The organism is Pseudomonas sp. Pseusp3, assembly GCF_047304225.1.
Classification (GTDB): Bacteria; Pseudomonadota; Gammaproteobacteria; order Pseudomonadales; family Pseudomonadaceae; genus Aquipseudomonas; species Aquipseudomonas fluorescens_CD.
This window is the reverse complement of record NZ_JBGLYV010000037.1, coordinates 17,370-39,808: the sequence shown is the minus strand read 5'-3', so window position 1 is coordinate 39,808 and position 22,439 is coordinate 17,370. Positions and strand designations below refer to the sequence as shown.

At 53.0% G+C, this 22,439-nt stretch carries 18 protein-coding genes; all 18 read right to left on the bottom strand.

Annotated features, from left to right (window positions below; translation table 11 throughout):
• Window positions 1-3: 3 nt before the first annotated feature.
• Complete coding sequence (locus ACCD00_RS14810; RefSeq protein ID WP_413425565.1) at window positions 4-1,257, bottom strand: glycosyltransferase family 4 protein; 1,254 nt, start codon at window positions 1,255-1,257, stop codon at window positions 4-6.
• A gap of 14 nt (window positions 1,258-1,271) precedes the next feature.
• On the bottom strand, window positions 1,272-2,402 hold the full coding sequence (gene wecB / locus ACCD00_RS14805) for a non-hydrolyzing UDP-N-acetylglucosamine 2-epimerase (protein WP_057713778.1): 1,131 nt from the start codon (window positions 2,400-2,402) through the stop codon (window positions 1,272-1,274).
• Between the two features lie 438 nt (window positions 2,403-2,840).
• Window positions 2,841-3,959, bottom strand: a complete 1,119-nt coding sequence (gene wbjC / locus ACCD00_RS14800; RefSeq protein ID WP_413425562.1) for a UDP-2-acetamido-2,6-beta-L-arabino-hexul-4-ose reductase — start codon at window positions 3,957-3,959, stop codon at window positions 2,841-2,843.
• 3 nt (window positions 3,960-3,962) lie between these two features.
• Complete coding sequence (locus ACCD00_RS14795) at window positions 3,963-5,000, bottom strand: polysaccharide biosynthesis protein (RefSeq protein ID WP_057713776.1); 1,038 nt, start codon at window positions 4,998-5,000, stop codon at window positions 3,963-3,965.
• A gap of 13 nt (window positions 5,001-5,013) precedes the next feature.
• The gene (locus tag ACCD00_RS14790) at window positions 5,014-6,216 is read right to left on the bottom strand and encodes a glycosyltransferase family 4 protein (RefSeq protein WP_413425560.1); all 1,203 of its coding nucleotides are present in this window, start codon (window positions 6,214-6,216) and stop codon (window positions 5,014-5,016) included.
• A complete protein-coding gene (locus tag ACCD00_RS14785; RefSeq protein ID WP_057713775.1) occupies window positions 6,216-7,388 on the bottom strand; it encodes an EpsG family protein in 1,173 nt (390 codons plus the stop codon). The genes ACCD00_RS14790 and ACCD00_RS14785 overlap by 1 nt, the downstream gene beginning before the upstream one ends.
• Window positions 7,375-8,634 (bottom strand): oligosaccharide flippase family protein, encoded by a 1,260-nt coding sequence (locus ACCD00_RS14780; protein ID WP_407514865.1) that lies wholly within the window; start codon window positions 8,632-8,634, stop codon window positions 7,375-7,377. The genes ACCD00_RS14785 and ACCD00_RS14780 overlap by 14 nt, the downstream gene beginning before the upstream one ends.
• 427 nt (window positions 8,635-9,061) lie before the next feature.
• Window positions 9,062-10,132: an LPS O-antigen chain length determinant protein WzzB gene (locus tag ACCD00_RS14775; protein ID WP_057713773.1), complete on the bottom strand. Its 1,071-nt coding sequence runs from the start codon at window positions 10,130-10,132 to the stop codon at window positions 9,062-9,064.
• A gap of 121 nt (window positions 10,133-10,253) precedes the next feature.
• A complete protein-coding gene (locus ACCD00_RS14770) occupies window positions 10,254-10,442 on the bottom strand; it encodes a LapA family protein (protein WP_057716573.1) in 189 nt (62 codons plus the stop codon).
• Window positions 10,443-10,492: 50 nt separating this feature from the next.
• Entirely contained in the window at window positions 10,493-10,789 is a 297-nt protein-coding gene (ihfB, locus tag ACCD00_RS14765) for an integration host factor subunit beta (protein WP_046042607.1), read from the bottom strand.
• A 151-nt stretch (window positions 10,790-10,940) separates the two neighbouring features.
• Window positions 10,941-11,222: a hypothetical protein gene (locus ACCD00_RS14760; RefSeq protein ID WP_413425557.1), complete on the bottom strand. Its 282-nt coding sequence runs from the start codon at window positions 11,220-11,222 to the stop codon at window positions 10,941-10,943.
• A gap of 210 nt (window positions 11,223-11,432) precedes the next feature.
• Window positions 11,433-13,124 carry a 30S ribosomal protein S1 gene (gene rpsA / locus ACCD00_RS14755; RefSeq protein ID WP_007973639.1) on the bottom strand — a complete coding sequence of 564 codons (1,692 nt, stop codon included), beginning with the start codon at window positions 13,122-13,124 and terminating at the stop codon, window positions 11,433-11,435.
• Window positions 13,125-13,244: 120 nt separating this feature from the next.
• The gene (gene cmk, locus ACCD00_RS14750) at window positions 13,245-13,934 is read right to left on the bottom strand and encodes a (d)CMP kinase (RefSeq protein WP_007973641.1); all 690 of its coding nucleotides are present in this window, start codon (window positions 13,932-13,934) and stop codon (window positions 13,245-13,247) included.
• Window positions 13,931-16,138 (bottom strand): bifunctional prephenate dehydrogenase/3-phosphoshikimate 1-carboxyvinyltransferase, encoded by a 2,208-nt coding sequence (locus ACCD00_RS14745; protein WP_413425594.1) that lies wholly within the window; start codon window positions 16,136-16,138, stop codon window positions 13,931-13,933. The genes cmk and ACCD00_RS14745 overlap by 4 nt, the downstream gene beginning before the upstream one ends.
• A gap of 28 nt (window positions 16,139-16,166) precedes the next feature.
• Complete coding sequence (gene hisC, locus ACCD00_RS14740) at window positions 16,167-17,279, bottom strand: histidinol-phosphate transaminase (RefSeq protein ID WP_413425555.1); 1,113 nt, start codon at window positions 17,277-17,279, stop codon at window positions 16,167-16,169.
• Window positions 17,280-17,292: 13 nt separating this feature from the next.
• Window positions 17,293-18,387 carry a prephenate dehydratase gene (pheA, locus tag ACCD00_RS14735; protein WP_007939916.1) on the bottom strand — a complete coding sequence of 365 codons (1,095 nt, stop codon included), beginning with the start codon at window positions 18,385-18,387 and terminating at the stop codon, window positions 17,293-17,295.
• On the bottom strand, window positions 18,387-19,472 hold the full coding sequence (gene serC / locus ACCD00_RS14730; protein ID WP_008017789.1) for a 3-phosphoserine/phosphohydroxythreonine transaminase: 1,086 nt from the start codon (window positions 19,470-19,472) through the stop codon (window positions 18,387-18,389). Before serC ends, pheA begins: the two co-directional genes overlap by 1 nt.
• Before the next feature lie 237 nt (window positions 19,473-19,709).
• Window positions 19,710-22,364 carry a DNA gyrase subunit A gene (gyrA, locus tag ACCD00_RS14725; RefSeq protein WP_413425553.1) on the bottom strand — a complete coding sequence of 885 codons (2,655 nt, stop codon included), beginning with the start codon at window positions 22,362-22,364 and terminating at the stop codon, window positions 19,710-19,712.
• Between the last annotated feature and the right edge of the window lie 75 nt (window positions 22,365-22,439).

The window sequence follows — 22,439 nt, the reverse complement described above, 5'->3', positions numbered from 1 at the left end:
TATTTATTTGACATCCCTTCGTAAAGTCCCTGCACGGAACAGTGCTTCCAAACGTCGTAAAAGAGTAACTTTCGAAAAGTGGCTCCAATAATACGAACGGCCGGCCTGCCCCATGAATTCACGCTGAACAGAATCCGTGGTTGCCATTTTCAGGGTGATTCGCGCAAGCCCCTGAGCATCTCCTGAAGGGCAGGTGTAACCGCAACCGGAGTCCTCAATAATTCTCGCAGCCTCACCATTGATCATCCCCAGGATTGGTTTGCTCGATGCCAAATAGGCTTGGACTTTCCCGGGAACTGTTTTTTCAAACACATCGTTGGTTTTCAGCGAAACCAGTAACGCATCCGCGCAGGCAAAGATTTCTGGCATGGCGCTCAGCGGGTGCCGGCCCAGCAGCAATACGTTCTGCAAGCCTCTTGATTCAACTTGCTCGCCCAGCCACTTACTCATGCGGCCGTCCCCGACGATTACCCAGCGTACTGAGGCGCTATGCTTCAAGGACTCAGCGGCATCCAGCACTGCTGGCAAATCCTGAGCGTCACCCAAATTACCGGCAAAAACGACCGTAAAGGTAGAGTCATCCCGCTCTAGCAAACTTGATGACTTTTCTGGACAGCCCGAAAATTCATCTTCCGCCCAACTTGGAAAATAAACCAAGCGCTCTGGAGAAATCTCTTTAGTGCAATATTGCTTTACACTGCTTGAGAAGCCTTCTGATTGTAAAAGCAAATAATCGGCGCGGTTATAGATCCACGAAACCACGCTCCCAACCATTGCCAGCAGGGTAGGATTGCGCAATACGCCAACAGCTCGAAGGGTTTCCGGCCATAGGTCAAGAACCCAAACATAAACCGGAGCTTTCTTCATACGTCCAATTACAACCGCCGGAATCGCAGCCATAATCGGAGAAACCGCATATACGAAAACCGCATCGAATTTTTCGTTACGGAGTTTCGCAGCACCTATTGTGGAAGCGCTGAAAAAAAAAGAAAGGTAATTTAGCATCAAGCGGATACTTCTCTTGCCGCGCGAGACCAATGGAACTCGGACTATACGTGCACCAAAGTAACTCTTGAAGCCCTCAGGATTGGTCTTATATTCAGAGAATACCGCGCCTTCAGGATAGTTGGGCCATCCTGTCAAAACAGTCACCTCATGACCATTATCCGAAAAATCGCGTACCAAATCATTGATACGCATATTCTCAGGCCAAAAATACTGAGTAACTACTAAAATCCTTAATTTATTCTCAGACATTCCCACAGCTCAACTCAATACTTTTTCCAAACCACGCGATTTACATAATCAAGGTAGCTGTGAACGATTCGAACCACCTTATCGGCCACATTCGGCATGCTGTAGTCTGCCACCAGGCGCAGACTGCGAACCTCGCCTCGGCTTTGACCGTCCAGCACCTGCAAGGCCTGCATCACTCGCTCGGACTCAAGGCCAACCATCATCACAGCGGCTTCTTCCATACCCTCTGGACGCTCGTGCGCCTCACGGATATTCAACGCCGGGAAATTGAGAATGGAGGATTCTTCATTGATCGTACCGCTATCGGAAAGTACTGCTTTGGACTCAAGCTGCAACTTGTTGTAGTCCTTGAAGCCGAGCGGCTTTAACAGACGAACATTCTCGTGAAACTTCACCCCCATGGCATCGACACGCTTCTGTGTCCGCGGGTGAGTGGAAACAATTACCGGATAGTCATAGTGCGCCGCGACTGCGTTGAGCACGTCAACAAGCTTGCCGAAGTTAGTATCGGAATCAATATTTTCTTCACGGTGTGCGCTCACTACAAAAAACTTGCCCTGCTCAAGCCCAAGCCGCTCCAGCACGTCCGAAGAATCGATACCTTCACGATAATAATTAAGTACCTCAAACATCGGGCTGCCAGTTTTGATGACCCTGTCTGGTGGCAAACCTTCACTTAGCAGATAGTCACGCGCAATGGTACTGTAAGTTAAATTGATATCTGCGGTGTGATCCACAATACGTCGGTTGATCTCTTCAGGTACACGCATGTCGAAGCAGCGGTTACCAGCTTCCATATGGAAGGTCGGAATTTTGCGACGTTTGGCGGGAATGACCGCCATGCAGCTGTTGGTGTCGCCGAGGACGAGAAGAGCCTCAGGCTGAACCTCGGCCAGCACGCGATCAACGGTAATAATGACGTTACCGATGGTTTCCGCACCTGTTGCACCAGCAGCATTCAGAAAGTGGTCGGGTTTACGGATACCGAGATCCTGAAAGAAAATCTCGTTCAATTCATAGTCATAATTCTGCCCGGTGTGCACTAGAACATGGTCGCAGTCCCTGTCCAGAGCGGCCATGACGCGCGACAGACGAATGATTTCCGGGCGAGTACCCACTACGGTAACGATTTTCAATTTTTTCATTTTTAAACGTCACATTTTAATAAGTGATAAAAACGATCAACAATTCTAATCTTCAACTGCCACTAACGCTATCCATTAGCATGGATGAAGCCCAATGGGGGCCATTAATGGACGAGTGGACGCTACACCACTTGGCTTCTGCATCCTGGGTGATTGAGTGCGAACGGGCGATAAAGGGCGGTTCACCATCGATCGCGCCTCATCTCCACCACGCTCGGTGGCCACATCCGATCACCCCGTGGTGATCCCTTCGAGGAATAACTCCAACGAAAAAGTCAATACCAACAGACTTTCCGGCCTGTTTTTGACCCAGCGAGTGGGTGACGAACTGTCAAAAACCGGATTTACAAGACTACCACTTCAAGCGATCGCAAGCCCCCATAAAAGCACAGCGCCGCCCCATTCCTTATTTAAGGAATAAAGCGGCGCATACGGTTATTACGCTTCAGTACCAACAGGAAAGGTAAACGTATCAGGTGCTTCGCGATCAAAAATCTCGTTAGCCCAAAGCATAACGATCATTTCCTCACTGCCAATATTGGTAATGTCGTGGCTCCAGCCTGGAACTGTTTCGACAATTTCCGGATTTTCTCCGGAAGTGAACAATTCGTAAAACTCGCCCGAAACAATATGACGAAAACGGAAACATGCCGTGCCTTTGATGACAAGAAACTTTTCCGTCTTTGTGTGATGGTAATGCCCGCCGCGTGTTATTCCTGGGTGCGCAGTAAAGTAAGAAAACTGTCCGGCCTCTTTGGTTTTAAGCATCTCCACAAAAACCCCGCGCGGATCACCGTGCTTGGGAACTTCGTAAGTAAAACGCTCGGGCGGCAGATAACTCAAGTAAGTGGAATAAAGAGCCCTTACAAGCCCAGTCCCTACCGACTCGGTAATCATCGACTTTCTACTATCACGGAAGGCCGCCAATTGCTCAGAAAGCTCACCCACCGTAATATTATATTGAGGCTCAACACTAACAAACGGCGAGCCCGACTTCTTCCCTTCCATTACAGCAATGAAGCATGCAATTACATCATCTATGTAAACCAGATTAATGCGCGCATGTGGATCATTGATTTGAATTGGCAGACCGCGAGCGATATTATTGCAAAAAGTTGCAACCGCTGAATTATAGTTAGGACGAGCCCACTTACCAAATACATTAGGCAAACGAAACAAGTGTACTTCCGAACCATTTTTCGAGTTCAGATCAAGCAGTACTTGCTCGGCACCAAGCTTACTGCTGCCGTATGGGTTATCCAACTCCGCTTGACTCGACGACGTATACAGTACTGGAACTTTCCGGCCACCGAGACGAATAGCATCACAGAGCGCACGAGTCAAATCGGTATTGCCGGTATGAAACTCCTGCGGGTCCAACGGACGATTGACACCGGCCAGATGGAAAATAAAGTCAACCTGGGCAACCAGACTCGGTAGGTTTTCCAGCGAATCTTCGCGGGTAAAGCGCACCACTTCGACATCTGACTTCTCGCTCAGATGCGAAATAAGATTCTGGCCGACAAAACCATTGGCACCTGTAATCAGAACCTTCATTACTTATTCCTCAGGTGTGGCGTGCTCACCACGCTGGATAGCGCGCATAAAGTTTAACTTGAGGAGCAGTTTCTGCATACCTTCTACATCAAGACGCTCGGTATTATGCGAGTTGTAGTCTTCTGTGCGAGAAATTTTAGTCTCACCCTGCTCCACAAACTTGGAGTAATTCAGATCCCGCAGATCTGGCGGTACGCGGAAGTAGTCACCGCGGTCTTCTGCGCAGGCCATTTCTTCGCGACTAAGCAACGCTTCGAAAAGTTTTTCACCATGACGGGTGCCAATAACCTGAACGGGATGATCTGGCACATTAAGCATATTGATCAATGCTTTCGCCAATACTTCCACAGTCGCTGCAGGAGCTTTCTGGACGAACATGTCACCATTTGTGCCATGCTCAAAAGCATACAAAACCAGATCGACCGCATCTGCCAAAGTCATCATGAATCGCGTCATGTTTGGATCAGTCAGGCTCAGAGGTATGCCCGAGCGGATCTGATCAACAAACAAAGGAATAACGGAACCGCGGGACGCCATCACGTTACCGTAGCGAGTACCGCAGATAACCGTATTATTATCGTTACGCGATTTGGCAACCATTACTTTTTCCATCATTGCTTTGGATATACCCATTGCATTGATTGGATAAACAGCTTTATCGGTACTCAGGCAAACTACGCGCTTGACGTTATTCTGTATTGCCGCTTCCAGTACGTTATCCGTACCAAGCACATTTGTTTTCACAGCCTCCATTGGATGGAATTCGCATGAAGGGACCTGCTTCAAGGCAGCGGCGTGAAAAATATAATCTACTCCACGAGTAGCGTTGAGCACACTTTGGAAATCTCTGACGTCGCCAATATAAAATTTCAGCTTGGTGTTTGCGTATTTTTTACGCATGTCATCTTGCTTTTTCTCGTCTCGGCTGAACACGCGGATTTCTTTGATATCGGTATCGAGAAACCGTTTCAGCACAGCATTACCAAACGACCCGGTGCCACCGGTGATCAAAAGCGTTGAGTTACTGAAAGAAATAGCCATGAGAAGACCCCACTTATTGTGATGAAATGATAATACTTCTTGCGTTCTCGACGCTCAAGTATTTTTCGTAATAGCGCCGACCATTGGCCCCTAGCGCCTTACAGAGCTCAGCATCCTTAATCAACAAGTCCAACTTGCCTTTTAGATTAGTTACATCTCCCGCCACTACGGCAAAACCAGCACATATTTTGTTTTCAAGGATATCTCCAAAATCCGTAACTGAATCCAAAGACGCAAGCACCGGAAGAGAAACTTTAAAATAATCTAATGACTTAGAGGGAAAGCTCGGCACAGTTAACTTCTTAGACAGCGAAATCAGACCCACATCACAGGCCTGAACTACATGCTGATACTCATCACGAGGCACGTAGTCGATAAACTTTACGTTCTTTAACCCTCGAGCAATTACCGACTTCTCCAACCTTTCCTTCTCAGTCCCCTTGCCAATAAAAAGGAAGGTCACATCACCGCCAGAGTAAAGCTCGGCCAAATCGAGAATATTGTCCAACTCCTGAACAATAGACATTGCACCACCATAAACAGCGATAAACCCCGCCGATGGCAAATCGTACTTCAACCTTATTTCAGACTTATCTATCGGATCAACCTGCTTGATCTTCGCCCAAAGAGGCAAAATTTCAACACGCTGCTTATCCACTGCCGGAAAATTATCAAACAGGAATTTCGCATTCCCTTCAGTCATGCATCCGATACGATCAAAACTTTTATACATTATCTGCTCAAGATAACGGAAAAAGCCAAAAAACAGCTTATTTCTAATAGCACCAAGGTCTTTCAAGTAATATGGGAAGAAATCCCAGAGCACCAGAAAAGACCGGGAGTCATATTTCTTCCTAAAATAACGCGACATCCCCAAAATAGTCACACAAGGCGTATTGGCAATTAACAAGTCGCATTTATCCACTTGCTTTCGCACTTCATGGCGAGCCAGGAAGGGAAACAGGAAAATCTTCAGGGCAGTACCGATGACCCCTGTATTGTAAAATATAGCCGGAAGCTTGACCCTGATAACCTTGATACCATCAATCACCTTAGTGAATGACACAGGTTCATTCTTGAGCCACGAGAAAACAACCACCGAGACATTATGCCCTTCCTCATTCAATGAGTAGGCCAACTCATTAGTCAACCAGGCATCTTTTTTGTCATCTGCGTATTTGGTAGTAAGCAGAACGATATGTTTACTTGTTTTCATTATTTGGACCACAGCACGTCTAATTGGTTGAGCAAATCATTGGTACGATCTTGCCCAGTCGAATTTTTATGATCATAAAAGAGCTGACTTTGATAGGGTATATAAACAATAGAAAGCGGACTTGAGAGAAATCTATAGAATGGCAAGTATGCAATTATCGCAACCACAAATATGACAATAATGCGACTTGCGTATGTCACATACTGCAAAGCCCCGAGTGCACACCCTACAAGAAATATGGCGAAGAAAAACTGATACCGGGTGGATAGAGTTGGAAATCCAAATATAATCAAAGGAATGAGCAGCCCCAACAAGGCTAGCCGACAGGTTTGTACCCCGCCCCCATCACCAAGGTTCTCAACACTAGAGGACTCATGTTTTACCCATGCCCCATATATACATACAAAAAACACTAGTGAAACGACAGCAAATGCAGCCCGATATGCAAAGGACGCATTAAAAACATCACGATCCAAATAAATCATATATTTTGGATTGACGTAAACAATCAGAACCTCAACAACACCGCGAATGATATCAAAAGAGGATACATACAGCGCCACCGAAGCAGCAAAAACCAATGAAAACGCCCTTCGACTTAAGGGAAACATATAGAGCAATGCAAGTAGCAACAACCCACCTACAACCGAATAGTGCAACGAGCAAGCAATCGCAAAGAAGACGAAGCCTGAGATTTTTTTATCTGAAAAAAACTTATACACACCTATCAAAAATATACTAACTGCAAGACCTTGCCTAAGCAGAGAAAATGCAGGTATCAAATAAAAATCTGGAACCGAGTACATTATCGCCATAACGACCAGGCAATACCTGGGAAAAAATCGTCTTGCTGCGAAAGCTATAAAAGAAACCTCCAATATACTTATTACCGCAGAAAACTGCTCGAACGCCAACCCTATACTTGTTGAAAACTGGACAAGCCACTCGTACCCAAACTCAAAATCAAGATAAAAAGCCTCCCCACTTTGGACCGCAGCGTAATGCGCCTCATAGATTGGCCAATCATATCCGGTTTGAAACTTCAACCCCACAAACAAGGCAAGCAACGTCACCTGTAAAAAAAACAACCATGCCGAAGGAAGATTATCTTTTCTCAATGAGAGAATAGCCAGCAACCAAACCACAACATATACAATATTATACTGCGTCATACTTATTATTCTGTTCTAAAGGCGTTGAGTTGTATCGCGTTACCAAGAACCATATTAATACCACAGTCAGAGAAACAGCCCCCTGCAGTGGATATCCATAAGCCATATTATTGAAACCATAAAACCGATAACACAAAACACAGAAAAGGAGATACAACAACGCACTAAGCATTTCGTAGGCGAGATAGAATCGAACATGCTGTTTAGCTATCATCACATAAAGAAACACCCAACTCAGACACTTTAAAGCATCGCCAATTACATAAACCTTCATGATTCCGGTTGCAGCTGCAAAAGCATCACCATAAATCAACCAAATAGCGAAGCTCGCCAATACGTTTACAGAGACAGCCATCACAACAACAAAACCGAGTGCCATTACCCCTATACGAAATACTAAACTCGTCAGCCCCCTACCCTCTTGTGAACTGTACTTAGGTAACAACAACGTAGAAAAGAGAACACTACATATACCCATGTATATGTCGGACAGACGAGTTACTGCATACCACGTGCCTGCCTCAGCCATTGAGCCGTTAGTAGATATATAGTCTCGCAGGACAATCTGAACGCCGTAGACTATGACTACCGACCCCAAGGCCATAAGGGAGTAAGACAACAATATTTTTATGACTTCAACATCCAAACTAACCAGATTGAGGCGTGGAAGTCGAAATCTCGCAGGCAGAAGCAGCACGCACACACCCGCAATAGCAGGTGCCAGCGCTATTGAATAAACAGCTCCTGGCTTGCCAAAAACAATGGAACAAGCACACGTCAACAGCGCTGTAAAAAATGCTGTTATCACGGAATACCAAAAATACTCACTGTATTTTTGACCACCATTAAAATAAGAAATGAATAAATTATTCAAACCTATAAAAAATGCACCTAGAGGCAGAAGCATCAACACCTCTGCCCACCCACCTTGTAAGAAAAAATTTGAAATAAGTGTGCTTGAGAAAAGCAAAACCAAAGCGAAAGAAAAACTAAAAGCCAATAGCAGCATCAATGACGACTGCAGGACTCGCTCTTTTGGATATTTATCTTCAGCTATCAGCTTTACCACACCGGTGGTCGTTACCGAAGATACACCAGCACTTAAAATCTGAAGAAAGGCCTGTATCTGTCCAACTACAGCCATGCCGCTCGGCCCAACATAAAACGCCACTACTTTCAGAGATGCGATAGCGAACATTAGTTTAAAAACTGCCTGACAACCAATGTTGATGATTGGCCTAATCATTCTGTTCCGCATCCCTGTCCCGCAACCATAACCAACTCGCCTACCATAGACCAACGCCCAGCGCAATAATATTTAAGGCAATTCTAAAATCTATACACTTTTCCTGGCATCAGGCGAAGGCCTTCTAATTGCCCCGTTCGCTATTATCTCCTAGATGACACAATTGCGTTACCAGATTTTGATAGGTAGCCGCATTTCTACGTATCGGCATGCGCTTTATGGCTTGATATTGCCATCGAACCGCGAACGCTTGGCGCGCCATCCCCCTCCCCCCTCCGCGACCAAGCAAAAAAAAAGGGGGGGGTAAGGAAGGGCACGTATTTGAAAACGACTGCTCAGAGTGGCGAGCGCTGCGTTTCCGAACGCAACACAAGCATCCAAAAGAAAGCCCCGGACGCCCTTGCAGCCAATAGGCAATTTACCCACCTCAGGTATGCGAGGAGGGAACCAAAATTTTTGCGCGCAACAAAGGTTTGAAATACCTGAACAGAGCCAACGCCAGCCCCAGGAAGAGCCCAAAGCACGCCCCCTGTATCAGAATTGATAATTTATTCGGCTTGATCGGACTATCGGGATCGTCAACTGCTCCGTCCTGTCGATATACCGAAACACTGGAGGAATCGATTGTCAGATTTTTAAGAAATAAGTACTTAACTTGCAAAACTCGCAGACTCTGAATGAACGGATCATCAGACTCACGCCTTTCCAAGCCATCAATTTCGGCTTGGAGCGCATCACTTCCACGCATATACAAAGCCTGACTATCCACACCTAGAGACAACTCCGCAGAGGTTCTCCCACTGATAATGACCGGTTTGTTCAAACCAACGGCCCTAGCAATCACCAGAGCCTCACTTAGGACCTTTATTTTGTCCTCTCGCTCTCGGCGAGCACTTTCACGGAGACCATTAATCTGTTGTTCCAAGTTGCGCGCTCTAACCTGAGCCTCTCTAACCACGTTTTTGATCATTTCGTTTTTTGCTGCAACACCGGCATTTTGAACATAAGTGCGCACCCATTCACCAGCTTCCGAAGGGTTGTAGCCCTGCACAGTAACAGAATAACGGTCTGGGCCTTCCTTACCACCCACAGATATAACCAACTGTTTTGAGAAATTTTGATACAGACGGTCGCGCGAACCCTTGCGTGCATTTTCAGTCAACGACGGTAAATAAACCTCATCGAAAAAAGAACGCCGCAAGGATTCACTAAAGAGATTACGAACAAATACGTCATAAACATCTTTAACAGTGAAAGGCGGCAGGTCGGAATTCAATGTTCGACCATAGTTAAAATCCGCAATATCGTTTTGAGTGGGAGGCAATACGTAAATTCTGGCCTCATACAATGGCTTAGCTGTAAAGGCATATACCGCCGAGGCTATAGTCACCAGAATGATTACACTGATAACTACCCACTTCTGCACCCAAAGCGCTTTGATCAAGACAAAAATATCTATCTCATCACTGCTTGTTGAGGCGGTCGAGAGTTGGAGCATAATGATCAGTACCCTTAAACGCTAGAAAAGACTTATCTACGAAACAAAACAGCCCGCCACTTCTTGCGAACTTACTAAAATGCAACGGCCTTTCCTATCTTGACCTAAAGTTAACAGACTTCTAACCCCGATACTTTCTGAGGCTAGCACACCAACTGAACAGAGGCCCCACCGCCAAACCGATTAACAACGACAGCAACATATACAGTGACACTGGAAGTTTAGGCATCAACCAACCTAGAAATTGCACACCAACTAATTCTTGGTTTTCCAGCACAAACGCCACTATCAATACAACTATTAAGATCATCAGGATGAACCCGACATAACGAATTGGGGCGGCGCTACGAGCCTTTCCACTCACTGCTGCTCCTCCTCGTCCTCATTCACCCGATCCCTGAGTTCCTTGCCTGGCTTGAAGTGTGGAACGAATTTGCCATCCAGGCTAACGGACTGACCGGTCTTTGGATTACGACCGACCCGTGGTGCGCGGTAGTGCAGAGAGAAACTGCCAAAACCCCGGATCTCGATGCGATCTCCGGTAGCCAGACATTGGGACATTTGCTCAAGCATGGTCTTGATGGCCAACTCCACATCCTTCGATGAGAGCAGCCCTTGATGGGTGACAATTCGTTCGATCAACTCCGACTTCGTCATATTTTTCCCTTCTTTTTCAAGCAGCTAGGTCAGCGCTCCAAAGGTTTTAGCACGGCCGCATGATTTTGAACAGCCCGAGTTTTGCCATCTATTCCCCTACCCCAAAATGCTTGCCCCCTGAAAGAGGGAAGACCCTTGAGCCATCACAACCTCATCGGCAAATCACCAAAATAGTGCGCGTCAGGAAACCTGCGGGATTGAATCCGAAGGGGAAGACCTCCTCCTCTTCCTTGAGATCATCAGACCTTGCCACAACCTTGTATCCCACCCCCTTGCACTCCTTGGCCGCGCGCTTGTAACACCGGTCCCATTTCGAACCGAGCCCTGAACAATCAACCTCAATGCCACTTACCCCGCGTACCGCATGCGTTTTGGCATTGGTGGTACAACCCGCTAGAGCCAGCACTGCCACCGCGACAATCAGCTTGTTCATTCACGTCCTTATGCCAGAAAGCCCACCGGGCGATCATTAGTTTCAGGCTAAAGACTAGCTGCAAATAAGCGCTTGATCCGACTAAACAATCAGACATTTTTTCAGCATCTTTGGTTCCGACTGAAGCCACTGAAGCCGGGCGCAGTCCGCCAAATCCAAGGCACAAAAAAGGGCGACCGAAGTCGCCCTTTTTTTACAGAAAATCAGAACTTAGTTCTGTTTTTCCATTTGTGCACGCAGCAGGTCACCCAGAGTGGTGGCCACAGGAGCATCAGTAGCTACTGGCTTGTCGCGCAGGCTCTGGATTGCTTCTTTCTCGTCTTCAACGTCTTTCGACTTGATCGAGAGCTGAATTACACGGCTCTTGCGGTCAACGCTGATGATCTTGGCTTCTACTTCTTCGCCTTCTTTCAGAACGTTGCGCGCGTCTTCAACGCGGTCACGGCTGATTTCGGAGGCTTTCAGAGTCGCTTCGATATCGTCGGCCAGAGTGATGATGGCGCCTTTAGCGTCAACTTCCTTCACGATGCCTTTAACGATGGCGCCTTTGTCGTTCTCTTGAACGTACTCGGAGAACGGATCGCTTTCCAGTTGCTTGATACCCAGGGAGATGCGCTCGCGCTCTGGGTCAACCGACAGGATAACGGTGTCCAGCTCGTCGCCCTTCTTGAAGCGGCGAACGGCTTCTTCGCCCACTTCGTTCCAGGAGATGTCGGACAGGTGAACCAGACCGTCGATGCCGCCGTCCAGACCAATGAAGATACCGAAATCGGTGATCGACTTGATGGTGCCGGAGATTTTATCGCCCTTGTTGAACTGGCCAGAGAAATCTTCCCATGGGTTGGATTTGCACTGTTTGATGCCCAGGGAGATACGACGACGCTCTTCGTCGATGTCCAGAACCATAACTTCCACTTCGTCGCCGACTTGTACGACTTTCGAAGGGTGGATGTTCTTGTTGGTCCAGTCCATTTCGGAAACGTGTACCAGACCTTCAACGCCTTCTTCCAGCTCAGCGAAGCAGCCGTAGTCGGTCAGGTTGGTTACACGAGCGGTAACGCGAGTGCTTTCCGGGTAACGGGCTTTGATAGCAACCCATGGATCTTCGCCCAGTTGCTTCAGGCCCAGGGAAACACGATTGCGCTCGCGATCGTACTTCAGAACCTTGACATCGATCTCGTCGCCAACGTTGACGATTTCGGAAGGATGCTTGATACGCTTCCAAGCCATGTCGGTAATGTGCAGCAGGCCATCGACGCCACCCAGATCGACGAATGCGCCGTAATCGGTGAGGTTCTTGACGATACCTTTGACTTGTTGGCCTTCCTGCAGGGATTCCAGCAGAGCTTCGCGCTCGGCGGAGTTCTCGGCTTCCAGGACGCTGCGACGGGAAACGACAACGTTGTTGCGCTTCTGATCCAGCTTGATGACCTTGAATTCCAGCTCTTTGCCTTCCAGGTGCGTGGTGTCGCGCACTGGACGGACGTCAACCAGAGAACCTGGCAGGAACGCACGGATGCCGTTAACGTCGACAGTGAAGCCGCCTTTAACCTTACCGTTGATAACGCCCTTGACCACTTCTTCGGCTGCGAAGGCTGCTTCCAGAACGATCCAGCATTCAGCGCGCTTGGCTTTTTCACGGGACAGCTTGGTTTCACCGAAACCGTCTTCAACCGAGTCCAGAGCAACGTGAACTTCGTCACCGACGTTGATGTTCAGTTCGCCAGCGTCGTTGTAGAACTGCTCCAGCGGGATCAGTGCTTCGGACTTCAGGCCAGCGTGAACGGTTACCCAGCGAGCCTGGTAATCGATATCAACGATAACACCGGTGATGATGGAGCCTGCCTGAAGGTTCAGGGTCTTTAGGCTTTCTTCAAAGAGTTCCGCAAAGCTTTCGCTCATTTTAATTCCTGTTGATGAGGGCGAAGAATACGCCCATCTCCACACCCCAGACGGTGTGGGTTAGTTTCATTTAAAAGAAGCCACCGCAGGACTATGACTGGTCCCCTGCGGCCTTCTTGGTCACCCGGCGATATCGCGAATGGCGATCTCGCTCATGATGCGTTCCAGCACCTGGTCGATGGACAATTCCGTGGAATCCAGCTGTATGGCGTCAGCCGCCGGTTTGAGCGGGGCTACCGCTCGCTGGGTGTCACGCTCATCGCGCGCACGTATCTCATCTAGCAGACTCGACAGACTAACACCCTCGACCTTGCCCTTCAACTGCAAATATCGACGGCGTGCCCGCTCCTCGGCGCTGGCGGTCAGAAAAATCTTCAGCGGCGCGTCAGGAAAAACTACCGTACCCATGTCGCGACCATCCGCCACAAGGCCCGGCGCTTCCTGAAAAGCTCGCTGGCGCTGCAGCAGCGCCTCGCGTACAGCGGGCAATGCAGCCACCTGGGAAGCGCCGGAACCGACGCTTTCGGTGCGAATGACATCGCTGACTTCATCACCTTCCAGGATGATGCGTTGCAACTGACCGTCCGTCGCCGCGATGAACTGCACATCCAGATGAGCGGCGAGCTTCTTCAGCAGCTCTTCATTGGTCAGGTCGACACCGTGGTTATGCGCGGCGAAGGCCAGCAATCGGTACAACGCACCGGAGTCCAGCAGGTTCCAGCCCAGGCGTTTGGCCAGGATCCCGGCTACCGTGCCCTTGCCCGAACCGCTTGGCCCATCGATGGTGATGACCGGTGCAATGTTGTTCACGACTGAGCCTCTTGTGCCACGCGAATACCGACCTGTGCGCACAGCGCCAGGAAATTCGGGAACGACGTCGCGACGTTGGCGCAATCATGGATGCGGATCGGGGCACTGGCGCGCAGGGAAGCGACGCTGAACGCCATGGCGATACGGTGATCACCATGACCGTGCACTTCACCGCCGCCGATCTGGCCGCCGTCGATGATGATGCCATCCGGGGTTGGCTCGCACTTGACGCCCAGCGCCAGCAAACCATCCGCCATGACCTGGATGCGATCCGACTCCTTGACCCGCAGCTCTTCGGCACCACGCAACACGGTGCGCCCTTCGGCACAGGCTGCGGCGACGAACAGCACCGGGAACTCGTCGATCGCCAGCGGAACCAGCGCCTCGGGAATCTCGATACCTTTGAGTTTAGCTGCACGTACGCGCAAATCCGCCACCGGCTCGCCACCCACTTCACGCTGGTTTTCCAGGGTGATGTCGGCGCCCATCAGGCGCAGGATGTCAATTACGCCGGTACGGGTCGGGTTGATGCCGACGTGCTCCAGCACCAGCTCGGAACCTTCGGCGATCGATGCCGCCACCAGGAAGAACGCCGAGGACGAAATGTCACCCGGGACTTCAATGTGGGTCGCGGTCAGTTTGCTGCCGGACTCGACCGACGCGGTCGCACCGTTGACCGTTACCGGGTAGCCGAAGCCACGGAGCATGCGCTCGGTATGGTCGCGGGTCGGAGCAGGCTCGGTAACCGTGGTCTTGCCTTCGGCATACAGGCCGGCCAACAGCAGGCAGGACTTAACCTGGGCACTGGCCATCGGCATGGTGTAGGTCAGCCCCTTGAGCTTGTTGCCACCACGAATTGTCATCGGCGGACGACCTTCAGCGGCGGTTTCGATCACTGCGCCCATTTCACGCAGCGGATTGGCCACGCGATTCATCGGGCGCTTGGACAGCGAGGCATCGCCGGTCAGGGTGCTGTCGAAGTTCTGCGCAGCCAAAAGGCCGGACAGCAGGCGCATCGAAGTACCGGAGTTGCCCAGATAGATCGGGCCCGGTGCCGGCTTCAGACCATGCAGGCCAACGCCGTGAATGGTCACGCGACCGTGGTGCGGGCCTTCGATGACCACGCCCATGTCACGGAAAGCCTGCAGGGTCGCCAGGGCATCTTCACCCTCAAGGAAACCTTCGACTTCGGTGACACCCTCAGCGAGGGAGCCGAGCATGATCGAACGGTGGGAAATCGATTTGTCACCTGGTACGCGAATCCGACCGGACAGGCGGCCACCAGGTTGAGCCAGGAAAATCAGATCGTTGGAATTCATAGCGTCCACATAGGCCCTGCGGGCCAGGATTTTACTGAAATGCTCGCGGGCAACCCGGGCGCGAGTGAAAACGCCCAACAATTGGTGCCCATCCCCTGCATCGACCGCGTCGCGCAAGGCGTCGAGATCGCTGCGAAATGTATCGAGTGTGCGCAGGACAGCTTCGCGGTTGGCGAGGAAGATGTCGTGCCACATGACCGGGTCGCTACCGGCGATTCTTGTGAAATCGCGGAAACCGCCCGCAGCGTAACGGAAGATCTCAAGATTTTCATTGCGCTTGGCCAACGAATCGACCAAACCGAACGCCAGCAAGTGCGGCAGATGACTGGTCGCAGCCAATACTTCGTCGTGACGCTCGACCTGCATGTGCTCGACATCGGCGCCCAATTCGCGCCACAGACGGTCGACCACCGCCAGGGCTGCCGGATCGGTTTGCTCCAGCGGCGTGAGGATCACTTTGTGGCGACGGAACAGCTCGGCGTTGGAGGCTTCTACCCCACTCTGCTCCGAACCGGCAATCGGATGCCCCGGCACGAAGCAGGACGGCATACTGCCAAATGCCTCGGTGGCAGCACGCACCACATTGCCCTTGGCGCTGCCGACATCGGTCAGGATCGCTTGCCCCAGATCCATGCCGGCCATACGCGCGAGCACTTTTTCCATGGCCAGAATCGGCACCGCCAACTGGATGACGTCGGCACCCTGACAAGCAACGCCCAGGTCTTCCTCGCAGCGATCCACCACACCCAACTCGACCGCGAGTTTGCGCGATTGCGGATCGAGATCGACCCCGACCACTTCGCGGCATATACCGCTTTCACGCAAACCCTTGGCAAACGAACCGCCGATCAACCCAAGACCGACCACCACCAGGCGACCGATCATAGGTTCAGCAGATTGCAGAGCAGTGACATCAACCACGAGCCAGAACCTTGCTCAGCGCTTCCAGGAAGCGGCTGTTTTCTGCCGGCAGACCAATGGTGATGCGCAGGTGATTCGGCATGCCGTAGTTGGCCACCGGACGCACGATCACGCCTTCACGCAACAAGCCCTGGAATACCGGGGCCGCGACCTGACCGAGATCGACGCAGATGAAATTGCCCCTGGACGGAATCCAGCTCAGCCCCAGTTCGCGGAAACCGGCTTCCAGTTGCTGCATGCCGGACTCGTTCAACTGACGGCTCTGCGCCAGATATTCTTCATCCTTCAACGCCGCACAGGAAGCAGCCAGGGCCAGGCTGTTGACGTTGAACGGCTGGCGTACGCGGTTCAGCACATCGGCAACTACCGGCGTCGACAAGCCATAACCCACACGCAGTGCTGCCAGGCCATAAGCCTTGGAGAATGTCCGGGAAACCAGCAGGTTCGGATAAGCCGCCAGGAAGTCCAGGCCATCCGGCATGTCGCTGCCTTCGGCGTACTCGATGTAGGCCTCGTCCAGCACCACCAGCACGTGCTCCGGAACATCCTGCAGAAACTCGTCCAGCGCCTCGGCGTCGAACCAGGTCCCGGTCGGGTTGTTCGGGTTGGCGATGAACACCACGCGGGTGTTGGCGTCGATGGCTGCCAGCATTGCAGGCAGGTCATGCCCCCAATCCTTGGCCGGGACCACCTTGGCCTCTGCGCCGACAGCCTGAGTGGCAATCGGGTAGACCGCAAACGCATGCTCGCTGAACACGGCATTCAGGCCCGGTGCCAGATAAGCACGGGCCACCAACTCAAGAATGTCGTTGGAGCCATTGCCCAGCGTCACTTGATTCAGCTCTACACGACACTGCTCAGCCAGCAGGGTCTTGAGCGCAAAACCGTTGCCGTCCGGATAGCGGGTCAGCTCGGCCAGCGCATCGCGTATGGCCGCCAGCGCCTTGGGGCCGGCGCCCAGCGGGTTTTCGTTGCTCGCCAGTTTGACGATGCTGGCCGGATCGAGATCCAGCTCACGTGCCAGTTCGTCCACGGGCTTGCCCGGAACGTAAGGCGAAAGTTGTTGCACGCCCGGCTGAGCCAGAGCGAGGAAATTGCCACTCATATGCTACCGCCCCTTAGAGAACTGCTTTCGGGTAGGAACCCAGCACCTTGAGTGCTACTGCTTCCTGACTGATCTTTTCCAGCACACCCTTGACCAGCGGGTCGCGATGATGACCGACGAAATCGATGAAGAACACGTAGGTCCATTTACCGCTGCGCGATGGTCGAGTCTCGATTCGTGTCAGGTCGATGCCGTTGTCGTGGAACGGCACCAGCAGCTCATGAAGCGCACCCGGTTTATTGCTCATCGAAACGATGATGGATGTCTTGTCGTCGCCGGTTGGCGGCACTTCCTGGTTGCCGATCATGAGGAAGCGCGTGGAGTTATCCGGGCGGTCCTCGATCTTCTCGGCCAAACGGGTCAGCCCGTACAGACCGGCCGCCATGTCGCCGGCAATCGCCGCCGAGTTCCACTCACCCTTGACCCGCTTGGCCGCTTCAGCGTTGCTGGACACCGCCACGCGTTCGACATTCGGGTAATGGGCGTCCAGCCACTTGCGGCACTGCGCCAGTGACTGGGCGTGGGAGTAAATGCGGCTGATGCTGTCGGTCTTGGTGTTTTCACCGACCAACAGGTGATGGTGGATACGCAGCTCGACTTCACCGCAGATCACCATGTCGTGTTCGAGGAAGCTGTCGAGGGTGTGGTTGACCGCGCCCTCGGTGGAGTTTTCCACCGGCACCACGCCAAAGTTCACCGCACCGGCCGCCACTTCACGGAACACCTCGTCGATCGCCGCCATCGGCTTGCTGATCACGGCGTGGCCGAAGTGCTTCATGGCCGCCGCCTGGGTGAAGGTGCCTTCAGGGCCGAGGTAAGCCACTTTAAGCGGCTGCTCGAGCGCCAGGCAGGAGGACATGATTTCACGGAACAACCGCGCCATCTCTTCGTTGCCCAGCGGCCCCTGGTTACGCTCCATGACACGCTTGAGCACCTGAGCTTCACGCTCGGGACGATAGAACACCGGCACTTCGCCTTCGGCCAGCGAGGCCATCTTTACTCGCGCGACTTCCTGGGCGCAGCGCGCACGCTCACTGATCAGCTCCAGGACCTTTTCGTCCAGGGCATCAATGCGCAGGCGCAGTGCCTTGAGTTCTTGCTCAGACATTAGCCGTGTTCCTTCTCGAACTCTGCCATGTACGAAACCAGCGCGTTGACGGCGTTGATGTCGACGGCGTTATAGATGGAGGCGCGCATGCCGCCCACCGAACGGTGGCCCTTGAGGTTCAACAGGCCACGCTCGTCGGCACCGGCCAGGAACGGCTTGTCCAGACGATCATCAGCCAGGCGGAACGGCACGTTCATCCACGAGCGGTCCGACTTGTTGATCGGGTTGCTGTACAGGCCGCTGGCATCGATGAAGCCATACAGCGTGCGCTGCTTGACTTCGTTGAGCTTGCCGATGGCCTCGACGCCGCCCTGTTCCTTCAGCCACTCGAACACCAGGCCGGACAAATACCACGCCAGGGTCGGTGGGGTGTTGTACATCGAACCGTTATCGGCCGCGATCTTATAGTTGAGCATAGTCGGGCACAGGGAACGAGCCTTGCCCAGCAGGTCTTCGCGAACGATGTTGACGACGATACCGCTCGGGCCGATGTTTTTCTGGGCGCCGGCGTAGATCATGCCGAAACGCGAAACATCGATCGGACGCGACAGGATGTCCGAAGACATGTCGGCGACCAGCGGAACATCACCGGTCTCCGGAATCCACTGGAACTCCAGACCGCCGATGGTTTCGTTCGGCGCGTAGTGGACGTAGGCCGCGTCTTTCGACAGCTTCCATTCGTTCTGGCCGGGAATGGCGAAATAGTCGTAAGGCTTGGCGGTGCCGGCTACGTTGACGTGGCCATAGCGCGAAGCTTCTTCGATGGCTTTCTGCGACCAGATACCGGTATCGATATAGTCGGCCGAGCCGTTTTCCGGCAACAGGTTCAGAGGAATCTGAGCAAATTGCTGGCTGGCGCCACCTTGCAGAAACAGCACTTTATAGTTCGAGGGGATATTCAGCAGATCACGCAGATCCTGCTCGGCCTTGGTGGCGATGGACACGAACTCATCACTGCGATGGCTCATTTCCATGACCGACAGACCCTTGCCGTGCCAGTCGAGGAGTTCACCCTGGGCGCGCTGCAGGACAGCTTCGGGAAGCGCCGCAGGACCGGCACAGAAGTTATAGGCTCTCTTGCTCACATCCAATCTCGCTCTGATTTGGGGGTATCACGCAATAAAAACGCTGTGATCACTCCCACGCAATAGCATGGGAGCGATCAACTGTAGGAGCGAGCTTGCTCGCGATGGACTTGAAGACACCGCGTTTAATCAGAAAACCCGCGTCATCGTTGACGACCATCGCGAGCGAGCTCGCTCCTACAGGGGGACCTCACAAACAACAAGGGGGCGAATTTTCATCCGCCCCCTCATATCCACTTACTCTTGTGGCTCTTCGTCAGCGGCGGCGTCGAGTTGCTGGTCTTCGGCAACGTCGTCAATCACGACTTCACCGACAAACCCTTCACCCTCTTCGCCTTCCAGCTCTTCACCCTCGACTTCCGACGGCTCCTGAACCCGCTCCAGCCCGACCAGCGTTTCGTCATTGGCCAGCTTGATCAGGGTCACGCCCTGGGTGTTACGACCCAGGCTGGACACTTCGTCGACACGGGTGCGCACCAGGGTGCCCTGGTCGGAAATCAGCATGATTTCCTCGCCGTCGAGCACCTGAACCGCACCGACCAGGCGGCCGTTACGCTCGTTGCTGACCATGGCGATGACGCCCTGACCGCCACGCTTGTACTCAGGGAACTCGGTGATCGCCGTGCGCTTGCCAAAACCACGCTCGGAAGCGGTGAGGATCTGGCTGCCTTCTTCCGGGATCAGCATGGAAATCAGCTTCTGGCCTTCCGGCAGACGCATGCCGCGCACACCGCGGGCGGTACGGCCCATGGCGCGAACGTCGGATTCCTTGAAGCGGGTGACCTTGCCGCCATCGGAGAACAGCATCACTTCGCGCTCGCCATCGGTGATGGCCGCGGAAATCAGCACGTCGCCTTCGTCCAGCTCCAGCGCGATCAGGCCGACGCTGCGTTGACGGCTGAAGGATTCCAGCGGGGTCTTCTTCACGGTGCCATTGGCGGTGGCCATGAAGATGTAGTGACCTTCGGTGTATTCCTCGACCGGCAGCATGGTGGTGATGTACTCACCGTCGTCCAGCGGCAGCAGGTTGACCAGCGGACGACCACGGGCAGCGCGGGATGCCTCGGGGATTTCGTAGGTTTTCAGCCAGTACACCTTGCCCTTGCTGGAGAACAGCAGCAGCGTGGTGTGGCTGTTGGCAACCAGCAGGTGAGCGATGTAGTCCTCATCCTTGACGCCGGTCGCCGACTTGCCTTTACCACCACGACGCTGGGCCTGGTACGCAGCCAGCGGCTGGGTCTTGGCGTAGCCACCGTGGGAAATGGTCACGACGCGCTCTTCTTCCGGGATCATGTCACCCAGGGTCAGGTCGAGTCGGGCATCGAGGATCTCGGTACGACGTACGTCGCCGTATTCGGCGCGAATCACTTCCAGCTCTTCGCGGATCACTTCCATCAGGCGCGTGGCGCTGTTGAGGATGCGGATCAGCTCGCCGATCTGGTTGAGGATCTCTTGATACTCGGCCAGCAGTTTTTCGTGTTCCAGACCGGTCAGGCGGTGCAGACGCAGTTCCAGAATGGCTTGCGCCTGTTCTGGCGACAGGAAGTACTTGCCGTCGCGCAGACCGTATTGCGGATCGAGGTTTTCCGGACGGCACGAATCGGCGCCGGCACGTTCAACCATCGCCACCACAGCCGAGGACTCCCAAGGCGTGCTGACCAGCGCTTCCTTGGCTTCCGACGGCGTTGGCGAGGCCTTGATCAGGGCGATGACCGGGTCGATGTTCGACAGGGCAACGGCTTGACCTTCAAGGATGTGACCACGCTCGCGCGCCTTGCGCAGTTCGAACACGGTACGACGGGTAACCACTTCGCGACGGTGACGGACGAAGGCTTCCAGCAAATCCTTGAGGTTCAGGATCCGCGGACGGCCATCGATCAGCGCGACGATGTTGATACCGAACACCGCTTGCAGCTGGGTCTGGGCGTAGAGGTTGTTGAGGATGACCTCTGGCACTTCGCCGCGACGCAGCTCGATCACGACGCGCATACCGTCCTTGTCGGACTCGTCGCGCAGCTCGGTGATGCCTTCAAGCTTCTTCTCCTTGACCAGCTCGGCGATCTTCTCGATCAGACGCGCCTTGTTCAGCTGGTATGGGAGTTCGGTGATGACGATCTGCTGACGGCCACCGACCTTGTCGATGTCTTCGATCATCGAGCGGGCACGCATGTAAATGCGCCCGCGACCGGTGCGGTAGGCTTCGATGATGCCGGCGCGACCGTTGATGATCGCGGCGGTCGGGAAGTCCGGACCGGGAATGTATTGCATCAGTTCATCGACGGTCAGCTCGGGATTGTCGATGAGCGCCAGGCAACCGTCGATGACTTCACCGAGGTTGTGCGGCGGAATGTTGGTCGCCATGCCCACGGCGATACCGCTGGAGCCGTTGACCAACAGGTTGGGAATACGGGTCGGCATGACCGCCGGGATCATCTCGGTGCCGTCGTAGTTCGGCACCCAGTCCACGGTTTCCTTGTGCAGGTCAGCCAGCAGCTCGTGCGCCAGCTTGGTCATGCGCACTTCGGTGTATCGCATGGCCGCGGCGTTGTCGCCGTCCACCGAACCGAAGTTGCCTTGGCCGTCTACCAGCAGGTAGCGCAGGGAGAATGGCTGCGCCATCCGAACGATGGTGTCGTACACCGCGGTATCACCGTGCGGGTGATACTTACCGATCACGTCACCGACAACACGGGCAGATTTCTTGTACGGCTTGTTGAAGTCGTTGCCCAGCTCGCTCATCGCGAACAGCACGCGCCGGTGCACGGGCTTCAAGCCATCGCGCGCATCCGGCAGTGCCCGCCCGACAATTACGCTCATCGCGTAGTCGAGGTAGGACTGCTTCAGCTCGTCTTCGATATTGACCGGGAGGATTTCTTTGGCCAGTTCGCCCATGAGAAGCCTGATTCCTTTTTCTGGTGAAACTTCGTCACATCCATATGGGACCAACGAAGCTCGCCGATACAGGCT

Coding starts and splice junctions, on each gene's coding strand:
- ACCD00_RS14810 (WP_413425565.1), bottom strand. CDS start 1,257: ATGTCTGAGAATAAATTAAGGATTTTAGTAGTTACTCAGTATTTTTGG.
- wecB (WP_057713778.1), bottom strand. CDS start 2,402: ATGAAAAAATTGAAAATCGTTACCGTAGTGGGTACTCGCCCGGAAATC.
- wbjC (WP_413425562.1), bottom strand. CDS start 3,959: ATGAAGGTTCTGATTACAGGTGCCAATGGTTTTGTCGGCCAGAATCTT.
- ACCD00_RS14795 (WP_057713776.1), bottom strand. CDS start 5,000: ATGGCTATTTCTTTCAGTAACTCAACGCTTTTGATCACCGGTGGCACC.
- ACCD00_RS14790 (WP_413425560.1), bottom strand. CDS start 6,216: ATGAAAACAAGTAAACATATCGTTCTGCTTACTACCAAATACGCAGAT.
- ACCD00_RS14785 (WP_057713775.1), bottom strand. CDS start 7,388: ATGACGCAGTATAATATTGTATATGTTGTGGTTTGGTTGCTGGCTATT.
- ACCD00_RS14780 (WP_407514865.1), bottom strand. CDS start 8,634: ATGATTAGGCCAATCATCAACATTGGTTGTCAGGCAGTTTTTAAACTA.
- ACCD00_RS14775 (WP_057713773.1), bottom strand. CDS start 10,132: ATGCTCCAACTCTCGACCGCCTCAACAAGCAGTGATGAGATAGATATT.
- ACCD00_RS14770 (WP_057716573.1), bottom strand. CDS start 10,442: ATGATCTTAATAGTTGTATTGATAGTGGCGTTTGTGCTGGAAAACCAA.
- ihfB (WP_046042607.1), bottom strand. CDS start 10,789: ATGACGAAGTCGGAGTTGATCGAACGAATTGTCACCCATCAAGGGCTG.
- ACCD00_RS14760 (WP_413425557.1), bottom strand. CDS start 11,222: ATGAACAAGCTGATTGTCGCGGTGGCAGTGCTGGCTCTAGCGGGTTGT.
- rpsA (WP_007973639.1), bottom strand. CDS start 13,124: ATGAGCGAAAGCTTTGCGGAACTCTTTGAAGAAAGCCTAAAGACCCTG.
- ACCD00_RS14745 (WP_413425594.1), bottom strand. CDS start 16,138: ATGATCGGTCGCCTGGTGGTGGTCGGTCTTGGGTTGATCGGCGGTTCG.
- hisC (WP_413425555.1), bottom strand. CDS start 17,279: ATGAGTGGCAATTTCCTCGCTCTGGCTCAGCCGGGCGTGCAACAACTT.
- pheA (WP_007939916.1), bottom strand. CDS start 18,387: ATGTCTGAGCAAGAACTCAAGGCACTGCGCCTGCGCATTGATGCCCTG.
- gyrA (WP_413425553.1), bottom strand. CDS start 22,364: ATGGGCGAACTGGCCAAAGAAATCCTCCCGGTCAATATCGAAGACGAG.